General features: G+C 68.9%; 17 protein-coding genes. 6 read left to right on the top strand and 11 right to left on the bottom strand.

Annotated features, from left to right (window positions below; all coding sequences use genetic code 11):
• Positions 1-10 precede the first annotated feature (10 nt).
• From rph to clpS, 10 genes are all read right to left on the bottom strand, one after another.
• Positions 11-799 (bottom strand): ribonuclease PH, encoded by a 789-nt coding sequence (rph, locus tag RJ1_RS12365; protein ID WP_005248301.1) that lies wholly within the window; start codon positions 797-799, stop codon positions 11-13.
• Positions 800-844: 45 nt separating this feature from the next.
• A complete protein-coding gene (locus RJ1_RS12360) occupies positions 845-1,603 on the bottom strand; it encodes a cyclic nucleotide-degrading phosphodiesterase (protein WP_073360393.1) in 759 nt (252 codons plus the stop codon).
• 122 nt (positions 1,604-1,725) lie between these two features.
• Positions 1,726-2,676: a PLP-dependent cysteine synthase family protein gene (locus RJ1_RS12355; RefSeq protein WP_073360264.1), complete on the bottom strand. Its 951-nt coding sequence runs from the start codon at positions 2,674-2,676 to the stop codon at positions 1,726-1,728.
• Between the two features lie 345 nt (positions 2,677-3,021).
• On the bottom strand, positions 3,022-3,696 hold the full coding sequence (locus RJ1_RS12350; protein ID WP_073360391.1) for a rhomboid family intramembrane serine protease: 675 nt from the start codon (positions 3,694-3,696) through the stop codon (positions 3,022-3,024).
• Positions 3,697-3,715: 19 nt separating this feature from the next.
• Complete coding sequence (locus tag RJ1_RS12345; protein ID WP_073360262.1) at positions 3,716-4,678, bottom strand: PLP-dependent cysteine synthase family protein; 963 nt, start codon at positions 4,676-4,678, stop codon at positions 3,716-3,718.
• An 8-nt stretch (positions 4,679-4,686) separates the two neighbouring features.
• Positions 4,687-4,959 (bottom strand): MoaD/ThiS family protein, encoded by a 273-nt coding sequence (locus RJ1_RS12340; protein ID WP_073360260.1) that lies wholly within the window; start codon positions 4,957-4,959, stop codon positions 4,687-4,689.
• Between the two features lie 63 nt (positions 4,960-5,022).
• Entirely contained in the window at positions 5,023-5,499 is a 477-nt protein-coding gene (locus tag RJ1_RS12335) for a M67 family metallopeptidase (RefSeq protein ID WP_143048886.1), read from the bottom strand.
• A 94-nt stretch (positions 5,500-5,593) separates the two neighbouring features.
• Complete coding sequence (locus RJ1_RS12330; protein WP_073360258.1) at positions 5,594-6,664, bottom strand: P1 family peptidase; 1,071 nt, start codon at positions 6,662-6,664, stop codon at positions 5,594-5,596.
• On the bottom strand, positions 6,661-7,248 hold the full coding sequence (gene aosR, locus RJ1_RS12325; protein WP_073360256.1) for an oxidative stress transcriptional regulator AosR: 588 nt from the start codon (positions 7,246-7,248) through the stop codon (positions 6,661-6,663). The genes RJ1_RS12330 and aosR overlap by 4 nt, the downstream gene beginning before the upstream one ends.
• 36 nt (positions 7,249-7,284) lie before the next feature.
• Complete coding sequence (clpS, locus tag RJ1_RS12320; protein WP_073360254.1) at positions 7,285-7,623, bottom strand: ATP-dependent Clp protease adapter ClpS; 339 nt, start codon at positions 7,621-7,623, stop codon at positions 7,285-7,287.
• Between clpS and RJ1_RS12315 the strand changes: the two genes are divergently transcribed.
• The 6 genes from RJ1_RS12315 to RJ1_RS12290 all read left to right on the top strand — a co-directional run bounded on the left by RJ1_RS12315 (position 7,622) and on the right by RJ1_RS12290 (position 15,313).
• Positions 7,622-9,001, top strand: a complete 1,380-nt coding sequence (locus RJ1_RS12315; RefSeq protein ID WP_073360252.1) for a nicotinate phosphoribosyltransferase — start codon at positions 7,622-7,624, stop codon at positions 8,999-9,001. The two genes, clpS and RJ1_RS12315, sit on opposite strands and share 2 nt — an antisense overlap.
• Positions 8,998-9,621 carry an isochorismatase family protein gene (locus RJ1_RS12310; protein WP_073360250.1) on the top strand — a complete coding sequence of 208 codons (624 nt, stop codon included), beginning with the start codon at positions 8,998-9,000 and terminating at the stop codon, positions 9,619-9,621. The genes RJ1_RS12315 and RJ1_RS12310 overlap by 4 nt, the downstream gene beginning before the upstream one ends.
• 9 nt (positions 9,622-9,630) lie before the next feature.
• Positions 9,631-11,679 carry an ATP-dependent DNA helicase gene (locus tag RJ1_RS12305; protein WP_073360248.1) on the top strand — a complete coding sequence of 683 codons (2,049 nt, stop codon included), beginning with the start codon at positions 9,631-9,633 and terminating at the stop codon, positions 11,677-11,679.
• A 55-nt stretch (positions 11,680-11,734) separates the two neighbouring features.
• A complete protein-coding gene (locus RJ1_RS12300; RefSeq protein WP_073360246.1) occupies positions 11,735-12,655 on the top strand; it encodes an ABC transporter ATP-binding protein in 921 nt (306 codons plus the stop codon).
• A complete protein-coding gene (locus RJ1_RS12295; protein WP_240319745.1) occupies positions 12,652-14,259 on the top strand; it encodes an ABC transporter permease in 1,608 nt (535 codons plus the stop codon). Before RJ1_RS12300 ends, RJ1_RS12295 begins: the two co-directional genes overlap by 4 nt.
• Positions 14,260-14,320: 61 nt before the next feature.
• Entirely contained in the window at positions 14,321-15,313 is a 993-nt protein-coding gene (locus tag RJ1_RS12290) for a cupin domain-containing protein (RefSeq protein ID WP_073360242.1), read from the top strand.
• A gap of 5 nt (positions 15,314-15,318) precedes the next feature.
• Here RJ1_RS12290 and glgP read toward each other — a convergent pair whose 3' ends face one another.
• Positions 15,319-17,916, bottom strand: coding sequence for an alpha-glucan family phosphorylase (gene glgP / locus RJ1_RS12285; protein ID WP_073360240.1), 2,598 nt, complete (start codon positions 17,914-17,916; stop codon positions 15,319-15,321).
• Between the last annotated feature and the right edge of the window lie 87 nt (positions 17,917-18,003).

The following is an 18,003-nucleotide window of genomic DNA, read 5'->3' as shown; positions in this document are numbered from 1 at the left end:
CGGCACCGAGTCAGCTCCCGAACTTCTTCTTCGACGTCTCCGGGACCTTCGGCTCGGGCAGCACTCCGGGGTACGGCAGTTCGAGTGCGGCCTTCTGGATCTCGAAGAGTTGCTCGCACCCGGCCAACGCCGAGTCCAGGAGTTTGTCGAGCGTGCTCCGCGGGAAGGTCGCCCCTTCCCCGGTGCCCTGGATTTCGACGAGGGTGCCGGTGTCGGTGGCGACCACGTTCATGTCGACCTCGGCGCGCGAATCCTCCTCGTACGGCAGGTCGAGGCGCACCCGGCCGTCGACGACACCGACGCTCACCGCGGCGATGCCGCAGGAGATCGGCTGGGGGTCGGCGAGGCGGCCGGCGGCACGGAGGTAGGTCACCGCGTCGACGAGGGCGACGTAGGCGCCGGTGATGGCGGCGGTGCGGGTTCCGCCGTCCGCCTGCAGAACGTCGCAGTCGAGGGCGATGGTGTTCTCACCGATCGCGGCGAGGTCGATGCAGGCGCGGAGGGAGCGGCCGACCAATCGGCTGATCTCCTGGGTACGTCCACCGACCTTGCCCTTGACGGACTCTCGGCCGCTGCGGGTGTGGGTGGCGGCGGGCAGCATCGCGTACTCGGCCGTCAACCAGCCGAGTCCGGAGCCCTGACGCCAGCGGGGAACACCGTCCTCCACACTGGCCGTGCACATCACCCTGGTGTTGCCGAATTCCACCAGAACCGATCCCGCGGGATGAGTGGTGAACCCCCGGGTGATCTTGACCTCGCGGAGTTCGTCGTCCGCCCTACCGTCTTCTCGTGTGGTCACAGCGGAGAGCCTAGTCGCCCCACTGTGGGGTGCGGGCACACGGCTTCAGACGGTGTAGACGCCGCCCGCGGACACCGCGTGGACGGGGCCGGAGAATTCGGCCTTGGCCTCGGCGATGACGTCTTCGCGGGACGTCCATGGCGGTATGTGAGTGAGCAGCAGTTCGGCGACACCGGCACGGTGTGCGACCTGACCGGCCTCGGTGCCCGAGAGGTGGATGCCTTCGGGGCGGTCGGGGCTGTGCGTCCATGACGCCTCGGCGAGCAGCACGTCGGCCGCGCGGGCGAGTTCGATCACTTCTTCGCACATGCCGGTGTCGCCGGTGTAGACGAGGGTTCGTCCGGCGCCGTTGGTCACGCGGAACCCGTAGGCCTCGGGCGGGTGGTTGACCCGCCGCGCGGTGATGGTCAGGTCGCCGAACGTGACGGGCTCACCGTCGATCCAGTGGTGCAGGTCGATCGTGTCGGAGATGTCGTCGATGTCGCCGCCGCACTCCGCGGACGCGACGCCGATGCGGCGGGCGGTGTCGGAGGGGCCGTAGACGAGTGCGCGACCTGTCGGCGGGTGGGGATGGTAACGACGCCAGACGAGCAGTCCCGGCAGGTCCAGGCAGTGGTCTGCGTGCAGGTGGCTGAGCAGGACGGAGACCTCGCCGGGATCGGCGAATCGCTGGAGCGCACCGAGGACACCGGGTCCGAAGTCGAGTACCAGCGGCGGTGTGTCCGGCGCGGTCAACAGATAACCCGATGCAGGTGAGTCTGGTCCGGAGACGCTCCCTGAACACCCCAGGACGGTAATGCGCATACCCGCCATGCTGCCACGACGACCCGTTGCGGAAAAAGCTTCCGACGGAATTGGCGCGTCGACCTCACAACCGATGGGGAACTGTGACCTGACCACGATGATCTACCGAAGTTCCGGCTCCGTTACCGTTCCCATGCCTCTTCCAGGACCCGGACTCGTGCGTCGTAGGTGCCGGTCGAGAGGTACTTCCATCCGCCGTCGGCGACCACGAAGGCGATGTCGGCCCGCTGCCCCGCCTCGACGGCGATCCGGGCCACGTCGAGTGCCGCATGCAGATTGGCGCCGGTGGAGGTGCCCGCGAAGATTCCTTCGACGTCGATCAGTTCGCGGGTGCGCTGGATCGCTTCGGCGTGGCGTACCCGGAATCTCCGGGTGAGTACCGATTCGTCGTACAGCTCCGGAACGAATCCCTCCTCGATGTTGCGGAGCCCGCACACCAGCTCTCCGAAGCGTGGTTCCGCGGCCACGATCTCGATGTCCTCGACGTGCTCGCGGAGGAATCGACCCGTTCCCATCAGGGTTCCGGTGGTGCCGAGTCCCGCCACGAAGTGGGTGATCTCGGGAAGGTCGCGCAGGATCTCCGGCCCCGTGGTCTCGTAGTGCGCCATCGCGTTGGCCGGGTTGCCGTACTGGTAGAGCAGTACCCAGTCCGGATTCTCACCCGACAGACGCATCGCCACGGCGACGGCCTCGTTGGAACCGCCCGCGGCCGGGGAGTCGATGATGCGGGCGCCGAACATCGTCAGGAGCTGGCGGCGCTCCGCCGACGTGTTCTCGGGCATCACGCAGATCAGCTGATAGCCCTTCAGTTTCGCGGCCATGGCCAGCGAGATACCCGTATTGCCGCTGGTGGATTCGAGAATCGTCGCACCCGGGGTGAGCCGGCCGTCCCGCTCGGCCTGCTCGATCATGCGCAGCGCCGGGCGGTCCTTGATCGAGCCGGTGGGATTGTGATCCTCGAGCTTGGCCCACAACCGCACCGGGCTGCTGCCGTTCCAGCGGGGCGACAGCCGGGGCAGGCCGACCAGAGGGGTGTTCCCGAGCGTGTCGATGTACGAATCGAACCGTGCCACGGCAGCGATCAGCCTTCCGCGACTACGCAGCGAACGGACGGACACTCTCCGTCGACGTCGAGGGTCGGAATTGTGACAGCCATGATCAGCTCCTGAGGGTGCGGAGGGGTGCGGCGACGGAGATCCGCAGCTGGAAACGCACGGGCGTCGGCGACACGGCATGTGCGCAAACCTGCGAGTTCGAACCACATCAACCGGCCCCCGTGATGACACTGTCGACAGCTCTGAACTACGCAGTTCCTTCGGTGCCCGGATCTCGCGAGGAGCCTACCAGCAGGCCGTTCGCTCAGCGGTCTGATGCGGAGTACACGCCGCTAGACCGCATATTCGTCGCCCGGGGGACGATCAGCCGAACGACTGCGGCCCCACCGCTTTCTGCGCCCGCTGCTTCCTGGCGTCCGCGGACAGCAGCCAGGCTGCGACGACGCCGCCCACGGCCCCGAACAGGTGTCCTTGCCAGGACACTCCCGGCGCGCTCGGCAGCACCCCCCACAGCAGACTGCCGTAGACGACGAACACCACCACACCGACGAGGATCTGGCCGAGACTCCGGGCGAACACTCCCCGGACCAGCAGGTAGGCGAGCCAGCCGAAGATCAGGACCGAGGCGCCGATGTGGTTGGAATAGGATCCGCCGGTCAGCCATGTGCCCAGACCTCCGACCACCCAGATGATCCCGGTGGCCGCCAGGCCGCGGGCGATGCCCGACAGCAGCACGAGGAACCCGAGGACCAGCAGCGGGACGGTGTTCGCGATCAGGTGCGCCCAGTCGTCGTGAAGGACCGGGGCGAACAGGATCCCCCATAGTCCGTCGATCGAGCGCGGTTCGACGCCGTTCTGCTCGAGCCGTTCGTCGGAGAGGACGTCGACGATTTCGATGACGTACAGCAGCATCGTGAAGGTGCCGACGAGGACCGCGGACTGCAACCACAGCGGCCTCGACTTCGGCGACGGCGTCGGTGATGCGCCGCCCCTCGGCACCGGCGAGCCGAATCGCGAGGAATCGAACGAAGAAGTCATGATCCACACACCGCCGTCGTCATGCCCACAACTGTCCTTCCAGAGCTTCTTCCGCTTCCTCGACCGTACCGCCGTAGGCGCCGGTCGACAGATATTTCCATCCCCCGTCGGCGACGATGAACGCGATGTTCGCCGTGCGTTCGGCCTTCACCGCCTTGCGCGCCACCCCCAGGGCGGCGTGGAGGATCGCGCCGGTCGAGATGCCGGCGAAGATGCCCTCGTTGTCGATCAGCTGACGGGTCCGGCGGACCGCGTCGGCGGGGCCGACGGAGAACCGGGAGGTGAGGACGGACTCGTCGTACAACTCGGGAACGAAGCCCTCGTCGATGTTGCGGAGACCGTAGACGAGTTCGCCGTACCGTGGCTCGGCGGCCACGATCTCGATCCCGTCGACGTGTTCGCGGAGATACCGTCCGACGCCCATCAGGGTTCCGGTGGTGCCGAGACCGGCGACGAAGTGCGTGATCTCGGGAAGGTCGCGCAGGATCTCGGGGCCGGTGGTCTCGTAGTGGGCCAGCGCGTTCGCGGGATTACCGTACTGATAGAGCATCACCCAGTCGGGATGCTCCGCCGACAACCCCTTGGCCACTGCGACAGCTTGATTCGAGCCGCCGCGCGCCGGTGAGTCGATGACCTCCGCCCCGAACATCGTCAGCAGTTGCCGGCGTTCCACGGACGTGTTCTCGGGCATCACGCAGATCAGGCGGTAGCCCTTGAGCTTCGCGGCCATCGCGAGGGAAATTCCGGTGTTTCCGCTGGTCGGTTCCAGGATCGTCGCGCCCGGTGTCAGGGTGCCGTCGTTCTCGGCCTGTTCGATCATGCGCAGCGCGGGGCGGTCCTTCACCGAACCGGTGGGGTTGCGGTCTTCGAGCTTCGCCCACAGGCGGACCGGTGCCGTGCCGTTCCAGTCCGGCGACAATCGGGGCAACCCGACGAGGGGGGTGTCTCCGAGGGTGTCGATCAGGGAATCGAACCGCGCCACGGCCGCGATCAGCCTCCCGCGACGGCGGGCAGAATCGTCACCGAATCCCCGTCGGCCACCTCGGTGTCGAGTCCACCCGAGAAGCGCACGTCCTCGTCGTTGACGTAGACGTTGACGAAGCGGTGCAGGCGACCGTCGTTGATCAGACGGTCCTTGATCCCGCCGTAGTGGCCGTCGAGGTCGTCGATGACGGCGGAGAGCGTGGGACCTGTTGCCTCCACCCGCTTTTCACCGCCGGTGTGGGTACGCAGGATGGTGGGGATCGAAACTGTGACAGCCATGGTCGGCTCCTCGGGGATGGGGGGTGTCTTCCTGCCGCGGGCCCGTCGCGTCGGACGGCACCATCACTTGTCGGGGACGTCCGCGACGGAGGTGTGGGCGAACTTGTAGCTCTGGACCACGTCGACGGGTTCCTCGGTGACGACACCGTCGACGATGCGATAGCTGCGCAATTCGTGGGTGTCGGGATCGCGGGTGGAGATCAGCACGTAGTGGGCGTCCGGTTCGGATGCGAAGGAGATGTCGGTCCGGCTGGGGTACGCCTCGGTGGCGGTGTGCGAGTGGTAGATCACCACGGGCACCTCGTCGGCGTCGTCCATGGCCCGCCACACCTTCAGTTGCTCTCCCGAGTCGAATCGGTAGAACGTCGGCGAGCGTTCGGCGTTGATCATCGGGATGTGCCGTTCGGGGCGGTCGGAGCCCTCGGGCCCGGCGATGACCCCGCACGCCTCGTCCGGGTGGTCGGCGCGCGCATGCGCGACCATCGCCTCGACGAGGTCCGATCGAATCACCAGCACGTCATCCACCTCCGTGAGCGCCATCCTAGGTGCGGACGGTCGAGTCGGCCACCGACCGGCCGGTACCTCAGGAACGCAGTCTTGTCAGGAACTCAGCTTTGTCAGGAACGCAGTCTTGTCAGGAACGCAGTGCAGAGGGGAACAGTTCGCGGTAGGTGGGAATTCCCGCGACGGAGGTGGCGCTGAGGACGGCGTCGACGATGGCCTTCTCCACCACTTCGGCTGCCGCCGCGCACACGGCGTCGACGACGGGCAGGTCGGGCGGGAAGCTGTCGGGCACTCCGGCGGGGGCGTGGACGGGATGGATCCCGGTGGACAGCGCGAAGATCGTGTCGCCGTCGAGCGGCGAATGCGCCGGCCGGATGGCGCGGGCGAGCCCGTCGTGTCCCGCGACGGCGACACGGCGCATCGCAGCCTTGCCCAGGATGGCATCGGTCGCGACGACGCCGATGGTCGTGTTGAGGACGGTGCTCTTGTCGAGCAGTTCGCGCGCCGCCGACACCTCGGCGGCGGCCGGAGGCCGGAGCCCGAAAGCTGCTGCGCCCACGGTGGCGACGCCCCACGGCAACCCCGTCGCCGGGTCGAACACGGTGCCGACGGGATTGGCCACCATCAGCGCGGACACCGTGATGCCCTTCGCCGGTCCGTCGGTGACGACGACGCTCGCCGTTCCGACCCCGCCTTTGAGCGCGCCGGCGCGCGCTCCCACCCCGGCACCCACCGACCCCGACAGCACGCTGTGCGAAGCAGAATCGGCTGCCCGGTAACCGAATTCGGCGGTGGGCCTGATCCGCCAGTCGCCGACCGGCAGGTCGAAGATCACGGCGCCGGGGACGATGGGAACCACCTGATCGGGCTGCCCCATGGCGATTCCGTGACCGTGCTCCTCGAGCCAGCGCATGACGCCGTCCGCCGCGGCGAGGCCGTATGCGCTGCCGCCGGTCAGGAGGATCGCGTGCACCTTCTGGACACTGTGGCTGGGGTCGAGGAGGTCGGTTTCCCGTGTGCCCGGCCCGCCCCCGCGGACGTCGACCGCGCCGGTCGCGCCGTGTGGGGCGAGGACCACCGTGCATCCGGTGGCGGCGCCGCTGCCGAGTGTCGCGTCGGCGTCGAGTTCGTGGTGATGCCCGACGCTCAGGCCCACCACGTCGACGAGTGAATCGGTGCGGCCCGGCGTCGTGGCCGTCACGGTGCGAGTACCTGAACCAGCGAGTCCTGCATCCAGGTCAGCCAGTGGTAGATGTCGAGGTGCGGTGCACGGGGATCGGCGGGGTCGAGTTCGTCGGAGGTGTCGGCGTCGATGCCCAGATTGGTGCCGAGCGCCAGCCGGATGTCGTTGAGACCGCTGAGCCAGGCGTCGGCCTGCTCCGGCGTGAGCAGCACCTTGCCGCCGTTCTCGGGCACGGTGCGGAGGATGACCGAGCCCGCGGCCAGTTTGGCGTCGATGATCTCCGGTTCGTGGAGTCCGCGGAGCGCGCCGTTGATGTCGGCTTTCGATTCGGCCCGGATCTCGTCGTCGTCGGGTGCGTCCATGTCCGGCCGGTGGAAGTCGGGCAGCAACCGGGCGAGGACCTCCTCGTCGGGTGCGGTGGTGTTGCCGGTTCGCATCCCGGTGAGTGCGGCGAGTTCGTCCTCCGGTGCGGACGCGGCCCGCTCCTCGAGGAGTCCGAGGACGGACGCGACCAGCGATCGCAGCACCGTGGCCTCGTGCGCATCCATCTCCGAACGCAGCTTCACGCCGCCGAGCGAGTTCTTCCTGCTCCACATCCGCACGTCGTGTACCGAATTCCTTACTGTCCGAACGGAAAGTTAGCTGCCGTCGCGCTGCATCGTGGCCCACAGACCCGCGGCGTGCAGTTTGCGTACATCGTTTTCGACCTTGTCCCGGGAGCCGCTCGACACGACGGCCTTCCCTTCGGAGTGCACCTGCATCATCAGTTCCGTGGCCTTGGCTTTGCTGTAGCCGAAGAGCTTCTGGAAAATGTAGGTGACGTAGTGCATCAAATTCACCGGATCGTCCCACACGACGGTGACCCAGGGCCGATCATTGGCTTCATCGACCTCGGCGACCTCCGCCTCTGCAGGCGTGACCTGCGGCGATGCCGGCATGGCATCCACGAGTGGAGCTGTCGTCGAGCAATGAGCCATGACACCAGGGTACGACGCTCCTCCATCGGACGACACCGCGGCTTACAGTGGCCGGGTGTCCACAGACAGCTCCGCATTGTTCACCGACCAGTACGAGTTGACGATGCTGTCGGCGGCCCTCGCCGACGGTTCCGCGCACCGGCGCTGCAGTTTCGAGGTGTTCGCGCGGCGGCTCCCCGACGGCCGCCGGTACGGCGTGGTCGCCGGCACCGCACGTCTGGTGGCCGCGCTGTCGAACTTCCGTTTCGGCAAGTCGGAACTCGAGATCGTCTCCCGCTTTCTCGACGACAGGACCGTCGCATGGCTGCGCGACTACCGCTTCACCGGTGACATCGACGGGTACCGCGAGGGCGACTTCTACTTCCCGGGGTCCCCGATCCTCTCGGTCCGCGGCACGTTCGCCGAATGCGTCCTGTTGGAGACACTCAGCCTGTCGATCCTCAATCACGACAGCGCGATCGCGTCGGCCGCCGCGCGCATGGTCAGCGCCGCCGACGGGCGCCCCATGATCGAGATGGGTTCGCGGCGCACCCACGAGGAATCCGCGGTGGCGGCGTCCCGGGCCGCCTACCTGGCGGGTTTCACGGCCACGTCGAATCTCGAGGCGGTCCGCAGGCACGGGGTGCCCGGTGCCGGCACCAGCGCGCACGCGTTCACCCTGCTGCACACGACCCCGGACGGTCCGGACGAGGCCGCGGCGTTCCGCGGGCAGGTCGCGGCACTGGGGGTGGGCACCACGCTCCTCGTCGACACCTACGACATCACGGAGGGCGTCAAGACCGCCGTCGAGGTCGCGGGCCCCGAACTCGGGGGTGTGCGGATCGACTCCGGCGACCTCGGTGTCCTGGCCCGGCAGGTCCGCCGGCAACTCGACGACCTCGGTGCGACGGGCACGAAGATCGTCGTCTCCGGCGACCTCGACGAATACGCCGTCGCCGCACTGCGCGCCGAGCCGGTCGACGTGTACGGCGTCGGCACGTCCGTCGTCGTCGGCTCCGGCGCACCCACCGCCGGAATGGTCTACAAACTCGTCGAGGTGGACGGCATCCCCGTCGAGAAGCGCAGCAGTAACAAGGCGTCGCGGGGCGGCACGAAGCGGGCGGTGCGGTTCGCCCGCGAGACCGGCACCCTGGTGGAGGAGGTCGTGTACTCGGCCCACTCGGACGCACCCGACCCGGCCGGCCTCGAGGCGCGGGAACTGCTGGTCCCGCTGGTGCGTGGCGGTGAGACGGCTTGCGACGCGACTACCCTGGAGGACAGCAGATCCCTCCTGGCCGCGGGTCTAGTGAGCCTGCCCTGGGAGGCGTTGAAGCTCTCCCGCGGCGAACCGGCGATCCCGGTGCGGTTCGCCGAACCCGACTCCAGGAGGGCACGATGACCGGCACCCACGTCCGCCGGGCACTGCTCGTCGTCGACGTCCAGAACGATTTCTGCGAGGGCGGCTCGCTCGCCGTGGACGGTGGCTCCGCGGTCGCGGCCGCGATCAGCCGCTTCCTGGCCTCGACCCCGTACGACGCCGTCGCCGCGACCATCGACCACCACATCGACCCGGGCGGCCACTTCTCGGAGGAACCGGACTACGTGGACACGTGGCCGGTGCACTGCAAATCGGGAACGTCCGGTGCGGACTTCCACCCGGACCTCGACCTGAGCGGCATCGAAGCGGTGTTCTCCAAGGGCGAGTTCTCGGCGGCCTACTCGGGGTTCGAGGGCAAGGATTCCGACGGCCGGAGCCTGGAGAAATGGCTGCGTGCGGCCGGGGCCACCGACGTCGACATCGTCGGGATCGCCACCGATCACTGCGTGGTGGCGACGGCCCTCGATGCTGTGGCGGCGGGATTCCCGACACGGGTCCTCCTCCCCCTCACCGCGGGCGTGTCGCCGACGACCGTCGAGGCCGCGATCGACCGGATGCGGGCCGCCGGGGTGCACCTCGTGGGCCGCGACGCGGACGCCCCATCGGACCGCGTGACGATTTCTGACGTAGGTCCCGAGTAACCTGCTCGGGTGCCCGAAAACCTCCCCAACGTCCCCGAACTGTTGCGCACGGCGGTGCGGTCGCTGGGCGGCGCCGAGCGGTCCAACCAGCTCACCATGGCCTCCGCCGTCGCGCATTCGATCGACACCGGGGAGCATCTGGCCGTCCAGGCCGGGACGGGCACCGGCAAGTCCCTCGCCTATCTGGTGCCGAGCGTCCGGCACGCGGTGCAGAGCGGCAAGACGGTCATCGTCTCGACGGCCACCATCGCGCTGCAGCGTCAGCTGATCGACCGGGACATGCCGCGGCTCGCGGACGCGCTCGAGGGTTCACTCGGCAGGAAACCGCACTTCGCGATCCTCAAGGGCCGCAACAACTATCTGTGCATGAACAAGATCCACACGGGGTCGGCGGAGGAACCTCCGGCCGACGAGTTGTTCGACCCGTTCGCGGTGTCCCGGCTGGGCCGGGAGGTCCAGCGCCTCACCGAGTGGTCGTCGGACACCGAGACCGGCGACCGCGACGACCTGGCACCGGGGGTCAGCGACAAGGCGTGGCGCCAGGTCAGCGTCACCGCCCGCGAGTGCCTCGGCAAGTCCCGCTGCCCGGTCGGTGAGGACTGCTTCGCGGAGCGCGCCCGTGCGGAGGCCTCCCAGGTCGACGTAGTGGTCACCAACCATGCCCTGCTCGCGATCGACGCCATCACCGGAATCGCGATCCTGCCCGAACACGACGTCGTGGTCATCGACGAGGCGCACGAACTGGTCGACCGCGTCACCAACGTCGCCACCGCGGAGTTGGCGGCGTCGACGATCAGTGCCGCGGCGCGGCGCTGCGCGAAACTCGTCGAGGAGCAGGACGCCGACCGGCTCGAGGCTGCAGGAGAGGGCTGGGCGGCACTGCTCGAGGAGTTGCGCCCGGAACGGTGGGAGGCACTGCCTCCCGGCGCGGCCCCAGCGCTCGCCGCGGTCCGCGATGCCGCCTGGTCGCTGCGCACGGCCATCGGGCCGTCCCGTCCCGGCATGGCGCTGAGCGATCCCGAGGCCGCCGCGGCCCGCAACACGGCTCTCGCGTCGGTCGAGGAGGTCCACGACAGCGCCGTCCGCGTTCTCAGCACCTTCGACGAACCGGATCCGGCCAAACGTCACGACGTGGTGTGGCTGGCCGCCGACGACAACCGCGGGTCGGTCCGCCGGGTGGTGCGGATGGCGCCGCTGTCGGTGGGCGGGCTGCTGCGGTCCCGGCTGTTCGCCGAGTCGACCGTCGTCCTGACGTCCGCAACCCTGACCGTCGGCGGCTCCTTCGACGGTCTGGCGGTCAACTGGGGGCTTCCCGCCGAGTCGTCCGTCGTGATCGATCCGGCGACGGCGACCGGATCGGAGGCACCGTCCGACGCGGGCACCATCAAGTGGAACGCCCTCGATGTGGGATCGCCGTTCGACCACGCCCGCGCCGGCATCATCTACATCGCGAAGCATCTTCCGCCGCCGGGACGGGACGGCCTGTCCCCCAAATATCTCGACGAGATCGCCGAACTCGTGGAGGCGGCGGGCGGCCGCACACTGGGATTGTTCTCGTCGATGCGGGCCGCCAAGGCCGCGTCCGAGGCCATGCGCGACCGGCTCGACAGCCCGATCCTGTGCCAGGGCGACGATTCGACGGGTGCCCTCGTCCGGGCGTTCGCCGGCGACGAGCCGACGTCGCTGTTCGGCACGCTGTCGCTGTGGCAGGGGGTCGACGTGCCGGGCCCGTCGCTGAGCCTGGTGATCCTCGACCGCATCCCGTTCCCGCGCCCCGACGACCCCCTGCTGGTCGCCCGGCAGAAGGCCGTCGAGTCGCGCGGCGGCAACGGATTCCTTTCCGTCGCAGCCAATCACGCGGCACTGCTGCTGGCGCAGGGCGTGGGACGACTGCTCCGCAGCGTCGACGACAAGGGGGTGGTGGCCGTCCTCGATCCTCGGCTCGCCACCGCCCGCTACGCCGGGTTCCTGCGGGCGTCGCTGCCCCCGTTCTGGGAGACGTCCGATCCGGAAGTCGTGCGTAAGGCACTCGGCCGGATCCGCGACTCGCGTCCCTGAACCCCGGTCGCGCACTGAGTCGGACACCGGACCGGTCCGCACCTATGCTCGACCGATGGACCTTGCGATCTCAGTCCGCGGACTCACCAAGAAGTTCGGCGAAGTCGTCGCCCTCGACGGCCTCGATCTGGAGGTGAAGCCGGGTGAGGTGCACGGATTCCTCGGCCCCAACGGCTCGGGCAAGTCCACGACCATCCGGGTTCTTCTCGGTCTCCTGCGTGCCGACGGCGGTACAGCGTCCGTTCTCGGTTCCGATCCGTGGCGTGATTCCGTTCCCCTGCATCGGCGACTCGCCTACGTTCCGGGAGAGGTGAACCTGTGGCCCACGCTGTCCGGTGGGGAGGCGATCGACCTGCTCGGGCGCCTGCGCGGCGGACTCGATCCGGCACGGCGCGCCGCACTGATCGAACGGTTCGAACTCGATCCCACCCGCAAGGGCCGCACCTATTCGAAGGGCAACCGGCAGAAGGTCGCCCTGGTGGCGGCGCTGGCCGCCGACACCGAACTCCTCGTCCTCGACGAGCCGACGTCGGGCCTGGACCCGTTGATGGAGGCGGTGTTCCAGGAGTGCATCACCGAATTCGCGCGCGACGGACGCACCGTCTTGCTGTCCAGCCACATCCTCGCCGAGGTCGATGCACTGTGCCACGCCGTCACCATTATTCGCGCGGGTAGGACGGTGCAGGCGGGAACGCTGTCCGAACTGCGTCATTTCACCCGCACCACGGTGACGGCCACCACCCGAATCCGCCCCAACCCCATCGCGAACGTCCCCGGTGTGCACAACCTGCAGAAGGGTGACGACGCGAACACCGTCACGTTCGACGTCGACTCCGACCAGATCGACCCGGTCATGACCACACTGACCGGACTGGGCATCGTCTCGATCACCGCCAACCCGCCGACGCTCGAAGACCTGTTCCTCCGCGAGTACCGCGACGAGGTCGAGGCGCTCGGGATCGGACGGTCGCAGTGAGTCAATTGAGCGGAACGGATGTGCTCGCCGAACTGGCCGTGCGCACCGACCGGGTTCGGATCCCGGTGTGGACGGTCGCGGTCGCGGGCCTGACCGTACTGATCGCATCGAGTTATTCGACGATCTACCCGACTGCCCAATCCCGTCAGGCCCGTGCCGAACTCATCGCGTCCCCGGCGGCGACCGCGCTCGCCGGGCCGGGGTACGGCCTGGACGATTACACGCTGGGCGCGATGGTGGCCAACGAGATAGCCGGCATGACGATGGTGGCGGTGGCGATCATGTCGGTGCTGCTGGTGACGCGGCACCTGCGGACGGAGGAGGAGACCGGGCGCACGGAGCTGGTGCGCGCCGGCGTCGTCGGTCGGTACGCGGGCATCACGGCGGGACTGATCTCCGCGGCGCTCGCCAACGTGTTCGTCGCCCTTCTGCTCGTCATCGGGTTGCTCGCCGTGGGTCTGCCTCCGGCGGGTTCGCTGAACATGTCCGCCGGTGTGCTGGTGGTGGGTCTGGTGTTCACGGCGCTGTCGGCGCTGGCGTCCCAGTTCACCGAACACGCCCGCACTGCGAGCGGGGCCGGGATCTGCGCGATCACCGTCGCGTACCTGCTGCGTGCCCTGGGCGACGTGCAGCAGGGTCACAGCGGGAGCCTGCTGACGTGGGTGTCGCCGATCGGCTGGTCGCAGGCCACCCGCGCGTACGTCGACGAGCGCTGGTGGCCGTTGTTGATCGGCCTCGTCGCGGCGGCGCTGACCGTGCTGGGTGCGTATGCTGCCATCGGTCGCCGGGACGTCGGGGCGGGGCTCCTCCCGCCGCGGGGTGGGCGCGCCGAGGCGACCACGCGCCTGAACGGTGTCGCCGCGTTGGCGACGCGTCAGCAACGCGGCCAGATTCTGCCCTGGGGTGTCGGCGTGTTCGCGCTGTCGCTGCCCATCGGTTCCCTCGGCAGGCAGATCGGCGATTTCATCGACCAGGATCCCGATCTCGCGCAGCTGTTGCCGGGTGGCGCCGCCGCGGCGGCCGACGGCGCGTTCGCCCTGTACCTGGTGTTCCTGGTGGTGATGGCCGCGATGTACGCCGTCGGAGCCGTCGTGTCCATCCGCTCGGAGGAGTCGTCCGGTCGCGCCGAGGAGGCGCTGGCCACTCCCGTTTCGCGGGCGCGGTGGCTGGGCGGCCAGCTGGCGGTGACCGCCGCGGCGGCCGTCGCGATCGCAGCGGCGGCAGGGGTCGGCATGGGGATCACCGCCGCATTCACACTGTCCGACGCGGGCGCTCTCGGCCGGCTGATCGGCGCGGCCCTCAACACCGTGCCGGCCGTGCTCCTGATCGTCGGGTTGTGTGCGGCCGTGTACGGTCTCGTCCCCCGCGCGCTCGTCCCCCGCGCGCTACCGGTGCTGTGGGCCTACGTCGGCTACGTCCTCGTCGCCGGCATGTTCGGGGAAGTGCTCCCCGGCTGGTTCGGGTTGCTCTCCCCCTTCCACTACACCCCGGCCCTGCCCGCCGAGAGTTTCTCGGCCACTCCCCTCGTCGTTCTGCTGATTCTCGCGGCGGCCTTGTTCGCCGCCGGGATCACGGGTTTCCAGCGCCGGGACGTGGGCCGCTGAGCTGTCGGCCGGTCTCCCGGTTCGCCTGAGAAGTAGACCTCGCGGTTTCTACCATGGAGGGATGGAACTCCCTGCGCGTTTCGACGACCCCTACCGCGCGAGACATCGCACCGCGGCGCAGATTCGTTCCGCCGGAGCGATCGGATCGCTGAACGACGGAGTCGAGGTCGAGATCCACGGGGTCGCGACGCGTCTCATCGCCTGGCCCGGCACGGGCTTCCAGACGCAGAGCGTGCACGTCCTCACCCTGGAACCGGGCCAGGAGATGGACATGCACGCCTACGGTCTCGCCGAGGAGTCGATACTCGCCCTGCAGGGTGAGGGTGAGGTGTTCGTGCGGAATCACTGGGCGCGATTCCGACCGGGCGACGTGGGGTTTTTCCCGCCACCGGTCGAGCACGCGATCCGCGCGACACCGGGAGGTCCCGGCCTGGTGGCGGTCGCCTCGATCTCGCCGCCGGAGTTCGAACTGTACGAACCCGCCGGCTTCTACAACCGGCAGTACGGCGTCGTCAACCAGGAAGCGGCCTGGTTCGCGAGGAGCAACGCGACGCCCGGAAAACTGTCGGGCCCGTCGCAACTCGCGTACCACGACTCCGATCCCGCTGTCCGCGCGTGGAACCTCACGGTGAGCGAGATCCGCACGCACGGAGCCCTCTTCAACGTGTTCTGCGGTGCGAAGATCGACGTCATCGAGGCCCCGATGGTGTTCGTGCTGTGGCCCGGGTACGGCGCACGGTCCACCGGCTTCCACTTCGCGAACGGCGACGACGGGCTGACCACCGCCGTACACACCCACCCCGCGTCCGACGAGTGCGTCGTCCTGTGGGACGGCACCGCCCGCGCCTGGCAGCAGGGCGGGTGGCACGACATGGAGGTGTTCGACGTCGTCTTCGCGCCGTGCGGGGTGGAACACGGGATCAGCTCGGTGACCGGCGAGGCGCTGTGGGGAGGCTTCGCCGCCCCACCACAACTCGACCTCTACGCGCGCACGCCGTACTACAACCCGCCCGGCACGTTCGCCGAGGTCCCCTTCGGCCGGCTCGACCGATAGACCGGTCAGGGGTTCGGCACCGCCACCAGCCCCAGCTCCGACGGATCGACGAGCAGTCGGTGGTGCGGAAGGACTCGCACCGTGTACCCGACCGATCCGGACAGCGGCAACGCCAGGTCGGCGGCGAACAGCTCGCCCGACTCGTCCGACGAGAGGTGCGTCATCGGGAGGGTGACGATGTCGGTGAGCTCCTCGTCCGGACCGGCCTTTCCGATGACGGCCTGCACGGTGACGTCCTGGACGGACAGCTCACCGAGGCGGATGCGCGCGCGGAGAACCAGATTCGCTCCGATCTCGGGGGTGTCGGGCAAGCCCGCCCCGTCGACCTGCAGGACCGCCACCGCCGGCCAGGCGGCCTCGACCCGGCGACGGAACCGTGCGAGCTCACGGGCGCCGGCGTAGTCGTCGGCCGCCACCGTCCGGGCCGATTCGGCGGCGGGCGCGTAGTACTGGACGGCGTAGTCGCGCACCATCCGCGACGCGAGCACCTTCGGTCCGAGATGCTGCAGGGTGTGACGGACCATCTCCACCCAGCGCACCGGCAGGCCGTCCGCGCGGTCGTAGAACCGGGGCAGGACGGCGCGCTCGAGCAGTTCGTACAGCGCGCTGGCCTCGAGGTCGTCGCGCCGTGTCTCGTCGACGACGCCGTCCGCGGTCGGGATGGCCCAGCCGTTCTCGCCGTCGAACATCTCGTCCCACCAGCCGTCCCGGATCGACAGGTTCAGTCCGCCGTTGAGGGCCGATTTCATACCCGACGTTCCGCAGGCCTCGAGCGGTCGCAGCGGGTTGTTGAGCCACACGTCGCAGCCCCAGTACAGGTAGCGGGCCATCGACATGTCGTAGTCGGGGAGGAACGTGATCCGGTGCCGGACGTCGGCGGCGTCGGCGAAACGCACCACCTGCTGGATGAGGGCCTTTCCGCCGTCGTCCGCCGGATGACTCTTCCCCGCGACCACCAGCTGCACCGGACGCTCCTCGTCGAGGAGGAGGGCCTTCAGCCGAGCGGGGTCGCGCAGCATCAGCGTCAGTCTCTTGTAGGTGGGCACCCGGCGGGCGAAGCCGACGGTGAGCACGTTCGGGTCGAACACCTCGTCCGTCCAGCCGAGCTCGGCCGACGTGGCGCCGCGTTCGATCCAGGACGCGCGCACCCGTCGGCGCACCTCCTCCACCAGCTTCCCGCGCAGGGCGTTGCGGGTCGACCACAGTTCCTCGGCGGACAGATCCTGCAGCCGCTCCCAGCCGCGGGCCTCCTCCACCAGTTCGGGGCCCAGAATGCGGGTCGCCAGATCGATCCACTCCGGTGCGGCCCAAGTGGGCGCGTGGACACCGTTGGTCACCGAGCCGATCGGCACCTCGTCGGCGTCGAATCCCGGCCACAGCGGCCGGAACATCTCGCGGCTGACGATGCCGTGCAACTTCGACACACCGTTGGCCCGCTGTCCGAGGCGGAGGCCCATGTGGGCCATGTTGAACACCGCCGGATCCGGCTCGCGCCCGAGCCCGAGGATCCGATCGATCGTCAGGCCCGGCAGCAGCGAGGATTCGTTCACTCCGTTGTCGCCGCCGAAGTAGTGCCGCACGAGGTCTGCCGGGAACCTGTCGATTCCGGCGGGCACCGGGGTGTGGGTCGTGAACACGGTGCCGGCGCGGACCGTGGCCAGCGCCTCGTCGAAGTCGAGGCCGCCCGCGGTGACCAGTTCACGGATCCGCTCGATGCCGAGGAACCCGGCGTGTCCCTCGTTCATGTGGAAGACGGCGGGATCGGGCAGGCCGTAGGCGTGGGTGTAGGCGCGGACGGCACGCACACCGCCGATGCCGGCGAGGATCTCCTGCTTGATGCGGTGGTCCTGGTCGCCGCCGTACAGGCGGTCGGTGACGCCCCGCATCTCGGCGTCGTTCTCGGCGATGTCGGAGTCGAGCAGCAGCAGCGGGACGCGGCCTACCTGGGCGATCCAGACCCGGGCGCGCAGAACCCGGCCGCCGGGAACCGCGACGTGGACGAGGACGGGGGCACCGTCGGACGACTGCGGCCCGGACTCGGTGAGCAGTCGCAGCGGCAGACCCTGCGGGTCGTGTGGCGGGTAGTGCTCGGCCTGCCAGCCGTCCGCGGTCAGCGACTGCCGGAAGTACCCCGAGCGGTACAACAGCCCGACACCGATCAGCGGCAGGCCCAGATCGGAGGCAGCCTTCAGGTGGTCGCCTGCGAGGATTCCGAGACCGCCGGAGTAGTTGGGCAGCACTTCGCTGACACCGAACTCCATTGAGAAATAGGCGATCCCACCGTCCAGCATGACCCCCTTGGCCTGCTGGTTCTGGTACCAGCGGGGCCTCGACAGGTAGTCGTCGAGATCGGCCGCCGCGGCATCGAGCCGCGCAAGGAACGAGACGTCCTCGGCCAGTTCGTCCAGGCGGGCGGGATCGACCTCTCCGAGCATCCGGACCGGGTCGAACTGCACCTGCCGCCACAGGTCCTCGTCGAGCAATCCGAACAACTCCTGCGTGGCCGGATGCCACGACCAGCGGAGATTGGTGGACAGCGGACCGAGGGCAGCGAGCCGCTCCGGAAGGTGGGCTCGGACAGTGAACCGACGCAAGGCTTTCACCTCGCGAACGATAACGCACTGCGAGCACCCCTGCCTGCGTGTCGGGGCGGGTCGGCGCCATATCTCCAATACGGACAGGAACCGGTC

The organism is Rhodococcus jostii NBRC 16295 (genome assembly GCF_001894825.1).
GTDB classification, from domain to species: domain Bacteria; phylum Actinomycetota; class Actinomycetes; order Mycobacteriales; family Mycobacteriaceae; genus Rhodococcus_F; species Rhodococcus_F jostii.
The sequence above is the reverse complement of the archived record's forward strand: the minus strand, read 5'-3'. Positions and strand labels throughout refer to the sequence as shown.